The sequence below is a fragment of the Micromonospora sp. M51 genome (assembly GCF_018070305.1).
Classification (GTDB): Bacteria; Actinomycetota; Actinomycetes; order Mycobacteriales; family Micromonosporaceae; genus Micromonospora; species Micromonospora parva.
Window position 1 is genome coordinate 1 of the sequence record NZ_JAGPXZ010000336.1, and the last position, 6,361, is coordinate 6,361.

4 protein-coding genes and 1 pseudogene are annotated in these 6,361 nt (G+C 66.3%); 1 reads left to right on the top strand and 4 read right to left on the bottom strand.

What is annotated here, in order from left to right; genetic code table 11:
• Positions 1–100: 100 nt before the first annotated feature.
• On the bottom strand, positions 101–1,360 hold the full coding sequence (locus KBX53_RS18500; protein WP_210860625.1) for an AAA family ATPase: 1,260 nt from the start codon (positions 1,358–1,360) through the stop codon (positions 101–103).
• 70 nt (positions 1,361–1,430) lie between these two features.
• Entirely contained in the window at positions 1,431–3,533 is a 2,103-nt protein-coding gene (locus KBX53_RS18505) for a prolyl oligopeptidase family serine peptidase (RefSeq protein ID WP_309140803.1), read from the bottom strand.
• A gap of 127 nt (positions 3,534–3,660) precedes the next feature.
• On the opposite strand from KBX53_RS18505, the gene KBX53_RS18510 reads away from it, so the two are divergent.
• Positions 3,661–3,870: a type II toxin-antitoxin system VapB family antitoxin gene (locus tag KBX53_RS18510; RefSeq protein WP_210860628.1), complete on the top strand. Its 210-nt coding sequence runs from the start codon at positions 3,661–3,663 to the stop codon at positions 3,868–3,870.
• A 578-nt stretch (positions 3,871–4,448) separates the two neighbouring features.
• Here the strand turns inward: KBX53_RS18510 and KBX53_RS18515 are convergent.
• A complete protein-coding gene (locus tag KBX53_RS18515; RefSeq protein ID WP_210860629.1) occupies positions 4,449–5,456 on the bottom strand; it encodes a hypothetical protein in 1,008 nt (335 codons plus the stop codon).
• 454 nt (positions 5,457–5,910) lie between these two features.
• Positions 5,911–6,361: pseudogene (locus tag KBX53_RS18520) on the bottom strand (BREX system serine/threonine kinase PglW); the annotation flags it as partial.

A 6,361-nucleotide genomic window follows, 5' to 3' on the forward strand; every position in this document is an offset into this window, starting at 1 on the left:
GGCGCGATCGGGGCGCCACCGGTGTCGCCCCGTCATGGCCAGATCGAGCAGCTTGGCCACGGTGAGCTGGTCGCCCGAGTGGAACACCTCTGCCTTGATGTCAAGATGCATAGCCACTCCGATTGAGCTGGGCGGAAGCGAGAGCCCGCACCTCGTGGTAGTCCTGCGAGAAATAGCCCTCGGGCCATTCGTCACCGAGGTCGCCCAGCTCGTTAACCCCGACCCGGCGGATCACCGACACGCCGTCGGCCTGCTCCACGACGTAGACGGCGAGCATGTCAGCAGGGTATTTCTGTTCGGCGATCCGTCGCCGCAGCCGCAGCAACAGCGTCTCACTGTGAGTTTCGATCAGGAACTGGGTGTCGGTGGCCTGCGCGGTGCTCAGGTAGAGATCGGCCAGCTCGGCGTGTGCGCCGGGATGTAGGTGCATCTCCGGCTCCTCGATGATCTGCAAGGCCGGGGCCGACTGCGTGCCGCGTCGCTCGTCCAACGCACACTGCACCAGGATCGGCAGGATCTGCGACAAGCCGGTGCCAGCGTCGGCCAGGTTGACCCGGACTCCGCTGCCCTTCCTGGTCAACACCGTCGACCACAGCGGACCCGCCTCGATCTCCTCGATGCGCCAGCCTGGCACGATCACCGCAAGCCGCTCGTTGACCCGACCCAGTAGCTCGCCATTCCCGCGCGCCTGATCGTGGGCGAGGATGCCGGAGGTGCCCTGCCCCTGCTCACCGACGGCACGGGGTGTGCCCAGTGGCAGCCGATGCTGCCGCTCCGGCCGGTCGCGGTAGGCACTGAGGAACCGGATCGGCCCCAGCGAAATCCGCCGATCGCCGAACGGCCAGAGCTCGGCGACGTCCTCCACTCGCGGCAGCAGGCCGTTGAAGAGCACCGGTCGGGTGACCGTGCGGGGGTGGACCTTCGAACTGATCTCATAGACGACGCCGTGCTCGTTCGTCTCGATCGTCGGCAGTAGCTCGAAGTCGATGGTGTCGCCCTGACTCGCGAGGTGCAGGCTCGACACGTACGCCCGGCGATCCTCGTCGACATAGCGGATCGTGGCCGCCATCTCGAAAGGGCTCGGCCCGTCCACCGTGAACCCGAGCGAGAACTTTCCGTGCGGGCTCTGCTCGAAAATGAGGTCAGGGAAGCCATCCACGGGCTGCGGCACCAGCCGGTCCAGGTCGAGTGGGGCGGTACTGGTGGTGTCGAAGCCCGTCGCAATGACCAGCGGGGCGCGGGTCAGCACGCTCTTACCGGAGTTGTTCTTACCGAGGACCACCGTCACCGGGGCCAGCTCCACCTCCTGCCGATCCCGGAAGCAGCGGTAGTTCTCCAACACGATCTTGCGCAGCGGCATTCCTAGATTCTTACCACAGCGCGTGACGACTCAGGTGCCCTCCGAATGGCCATCCTGGACAAATGGACGGTCAGCGTCCTTCGGTAACCAGCTCGCTGGTACGGGAATACTGGCGCGGCGGCGCCGCAGGCCCCGGTTGCGGCACGTTTAGCTTTCGCCAGAGGAACTCCAGCGTCAGCGCCCACACAAAGGCGCGTTGCTCATTGTTCGCCGCTGCGCCGTGACCACCTTCGACGTTCTCGTAGTACGCCACCTCGTGGTCGTGCTCGCGCAGCCGGGCCGCCATCTTGCGGGCGTGCCCCGGATGCACCCGGTCGTCCCGGGTCGAGGTGATCAACAGGACCGGCGGGTACGGCCGGTCGCCGCGGACGTTGTGATAGGGCGAGTACTCCCGCAGGTAGGCCCAGTCGGCCTCCCGATCCGGGTCGCCGTACTCGGCCATCCACGAGGCCCCGGCCAGCAGCCGGTGGTAGCGCCGCATGTCCAACACCGGCACCTGCGCGACGACCGCCCCGAAGAGCGCGGGGTAGCGGGTCAGCATCACCCCCATCAGCAGCCCACCGTTGCTGCCGCCTTCGATGCCGAGCTGTGCCGGTGTGGTGATCCCGCGCGTCACAAGGTCGGCCGCCACCGCCGCGAAGTCTTCGTACGCCCGGGGCCGGTTCTCCCGCAGCGCGGCGCGGTGCCACTCGGGGCCGTACTCCCCGCCGCCGCGGATGTTCGCCACCACGTAGCTGCCGCCCCTGGCCAGCCAGCCCCGCCCGATGATCCCGCTGTAGTGCGGGGTCAAGGAGACTTCGTAGCCGCCGTACCCGGTGAGCAGCGTCGGCCCGTCGGGCGCATCCGGCTCGCCCACCACGAAGTACGGCACCCGGGTCCCGTCGGACGAGGTGGCGAAGAACTGGCGGACCGCCAGGCCGTCCGTGTCGAAGAATGTCGGCTCGCGCTTGAGCGTCTCGACCGCGCCGCCGACCTGGCCGAGCCGCAGCGCCGCCGGTTGCAGGAAGCCTTCGGAGGTGAGCAGGTAGGCGTCGTCGTGGTCCGGGTCGGTCTCCACGATTTGGCTGTGGTCGAACTCCGGCACCCCGGCCAGCGGCTCCCGCCGCCAACCGGTCTCGCCGGGCGTCAGCACCTCCAGCCGACTCCGCACGTCGACGAGCGTGGCCAGGATCAGATGGTTCCGGGTCCAGAAGTAGCCGCTCAGCGCCGTGCGGGCGTCGGGCCGGAAGAGCACCGTCAGCTCCCGCTGACCAGCGAGGAACGCCTCGAATCGGGTCGCCAGCAGAACGCCGGCGGGATGGGTCGCCCCACCGATCAGCCACGGTGAGCGCAGCCGGATCAAAAGCCACTCCCGGTGTACGTCCCACCAGGCGTCCTCCGGCACCTCGATCCGGGTCAGCTCGCCCGCCCCGGTCAGCAGGTAGCTCTCACTGCTGTAGAAGTCCAGGCTGCGACCGACGAAGTCGCGCTCGAAGCCGGGGGTCGGATCGTGCGAGGCGAACACCCCGACGTCCTCCGACCGCCCCTCGTGCACCATGTCGGCCGCCAACAGCGGCGTGCCTCGCCGCCAGCGTTTCGCGACACGTGGGTACCCGGAGGAGGTCAGCGACCCCGGCCCGAAGTCGGTGCCGACGTAGATGTGGTCCGCGTCGATCCAGCAGACACGGCTCTTCGCCTCCGGCAGCGTGAATCCGTCCTCGACGAAAGCCCGCCTGAGCAGGTCGAACTCCCGCACCACGATGGCATCGGCGCCGCCCCGGGACAGGCTGATCAGGCAGCGCTCATAGCCGGGCCGCAGCACCGTCACCCCGCTCCAGACCCAGTTCTCGCCCTCCTCCGCCGCCAACGCGTCGACGTCGAGCAACACGTCCCACTCCGGCTCAGGCCGGCGGTACTCCTCGCGGGTCGTCCGCCGCCAGAGCCCACGCGGGTGCGCCGCGTCTTGCCAAAAGTTGTAGTAGTGCCCGTCCCCGCGCCACCCCGGATACGGAATGCGGTCCTGCGCATCGAGCACCTGCCGGATCTCGGCCCGCAACCCGGCGAACGCCGCGCCTCCGGTCAACGTGGCCAGGGTCTCCGCGTTGCGGTCCCGCACCCACCCGGCGGCGTCCGCGCCATCAAGATCTTCCAGCCAGAGGTATGGGTCATCGCCCTCGTCGGTCAGCCTCGCCACCTTCGCAACTATCCCGACGGGCGATCCGTATCCATGTCGGTTGTCAGCATGGCGACTCAGCCGGTCTGACATCAGAACGTGCCACATTGATGTCAAAGGCAAGTAACACCCATCAGAGGAGGCAACCGTGAGCCGGACGATCCTGGATGTCGATGACGAGCTACTCGCCGAGGCCGGCATGATTCTCGGCACCACGACGAAGAGGGCCACCGTCAACGCTGCCCTCAAGGCGGTCGTCGACCGCGAGAAGCGGCGGCAGTTCGCCGACTGGCTGAAGAGCGGAGGGCTGCCCGATCTGACGGGTCCCGTCGAGGCTGCCAAGCCGGACGCAGGGTGATCACGAGCACTACCTGCTAGACAAGTTAGTCCTCGCGCGCTAGCTCGAGCCACGCGTGGCTCGGGTCCCCGGCGAACTCTCCGACCGAGGGCTGCTCGCCATATGTAAAGCGGTCGAGATAGAGGTCATTCCAGCGCCCGCACCACACGGATGAACAGCGTGCCCTATGGATGCTGAGTGACGCCCGTTGGCTATCGATGCCGGACCAGGTCTGGGATCGAGCAATCGACGCCCAAGTCGAGGCGTTGCAGAAGGCGAACCACCGAGCGATGTCCATGGTGGATCTGCTGAGCGCCGCCACGGCCCAGCGATACGTAGTCACTGTCCTGCACTACGGCGGCGTCTCCGACCGCGATCACGGCCAGCCCACCGCCTGGCTACTCACGGCCGAACAGCCGATGATCAGCGTGGTCAGGGCGCGGATGAAGCCAAACCGGATTGAGCGGTGCCATACACCGGCACCAGCACCAGCACCAGCACCAGCACCAGCACCAGCACCAGCACCAGCACCAAATCAGCGGACTTAGAGCCAACCCCCTCTCCTAAACTCGGGGGTCATCCATCACGGTCCACGGACATCACCCCTCGTGCTGACTGCGCCATTCGCCGTAGGTCTCCTCCCACGGCAGAGGCCGGTCTACCCAACCTTCAGATTGATACATCCGCCGAATCGGATATACCGTAATACCCAGCGCCGCCTCTTCCAAATCGGGAGTAATACGCCATTGCCCTAGCGCTCCGTCCACTGGAACCAGAGGACGTCCCGCCATAACGGCATGAATATGGTCGATAACTCCGTGTTCAAATGAGTCAAAGACGGTAATTGTAAAGAAGCATGCGCCATGAGGGTTGGGTGGATTCGGGTTTTCGTATGCCTCAGCCCACTCCCCGAGAGTGTGCCCCGAGGCCCATTCGAAGAGCGCCGACTCGCCTGGCCGCAAGAGGTATTCTTGCCGATCTGGCGTTCCGACCTGCGGTGGTCTGGATATGGTTGCCTCGCCAGCCAGCGGAGTCGTTCCCTCGATGAACTCCGCTTCGCCATCGAGGCGGACGCGGGCTGTCGCGCTACCTTCATTGATTAGGACTCCACGCGTCCGGAACCACATAAACCAGTTTCTTTGCCCGTGGAACACATATGGCCTAGAGGACGACGCCACCGAACTCTGCCCAATGGATCGGTGATCAAGCAGTCGGAGTTCGTTCGCATAGGGCATTCCCGTGCGCGCCGAATCCACTCGTGGCGGCCATTGCGGAGCCTCCATAAGGGCCACCACCCGTGGTGCCCTCTCATCAGCACGAGCTCGAGAAGCCTCGCGAACTGCCGCTCCCGCACCCTTTGCAGCCTCTTGCGCGAGATCAACTTGTCGCTCAGCCGCCTTGGCCTGCGCGATCCCCACCTCCACTTGTCGTTGCATCTCGGGAAGCTGCTGCGCGGCGATTTTCGCGGAGTCATTTGCTGCACGCGCTGCCCGGGTACCCGCCCAAGCAGCAGCAAATCCGGCCACCGCAGCCGCCACCGCACCAACCGCGGAGACGACTTGCACCCATTCAACAAGCGATAGTTTCTGCAGCAAGAGGTATACCACCGAGCCAGCCTACAAGACTGAGCCAATCTCACCACGACGGGCGAGCGGTGATCAGCAGGGACGCCTGACTCCCCGAGCTCCGTGCATGCATCGTCCTGATTGTGCTGATTGAGGCGGGCTGCGGTGTTGCCGAACCTCCGCGATGAGCGCGGGAAACTCTGCCGACATGCGGCGGAGAGGCTGTCTGGTCATACGGTCTCAGTGGCTAAGCCTCGTGGACGTAGACCAAAACCTCGTGGATTGGAGAAAGCGAATCATCATCGGGCTGTCGATGCATATCCGGCACCACAACGATGAGATGCACGGTCAGCATTGCTCTTCAGCTGCCGTCAACCTAGATATAGGCGGGGAATTCGATGACTACTTGATGAGCAGAGGCCCAAGCGGTCTGGCCAGCCGGTCGATGCTCGGGACAACGCGCAGATCACGAGCGCTACCCTCCGATCCGTGAACGTCACTGCACCCTGGAGTGGGACGGAGCTGCCGCTTCGATCCAGTCGTTGGCGAGCCACAGCGACTGGCTGGCCGGGGAGGTTAGCGGCAACTGCACCCCGTCCAGCACCGCCGGCTCGGGTCGCCGCGCCGGCACCAGCAGCAGCCTGGCCGCCGGCCGGGGCCGGGTCGGGTCGGCCAGCTCCTGGAGCAGCCCGAGCTCCCCGTATCGGGCCAGCGGCGCCGCCTCGGTGATCAGCACCGGCCTGTCGGCGGCGGCGATCGCCGCGCTGACCGCCGGGACCACCTGATGCCGGACCAGGTCCACCAGGCTGCGGAAGTCGGCGTCCAGCGCCGAGCCGTTGTCGGCCGCCACGATCGCCTCCCACGGGAAGCCCAGCGCGCGCAGCCGGTCCAGCAGGATCTCCGTGACGTCCACTTCGGTCAGCGACAGCCGTGCCCGCAGCGCCCGC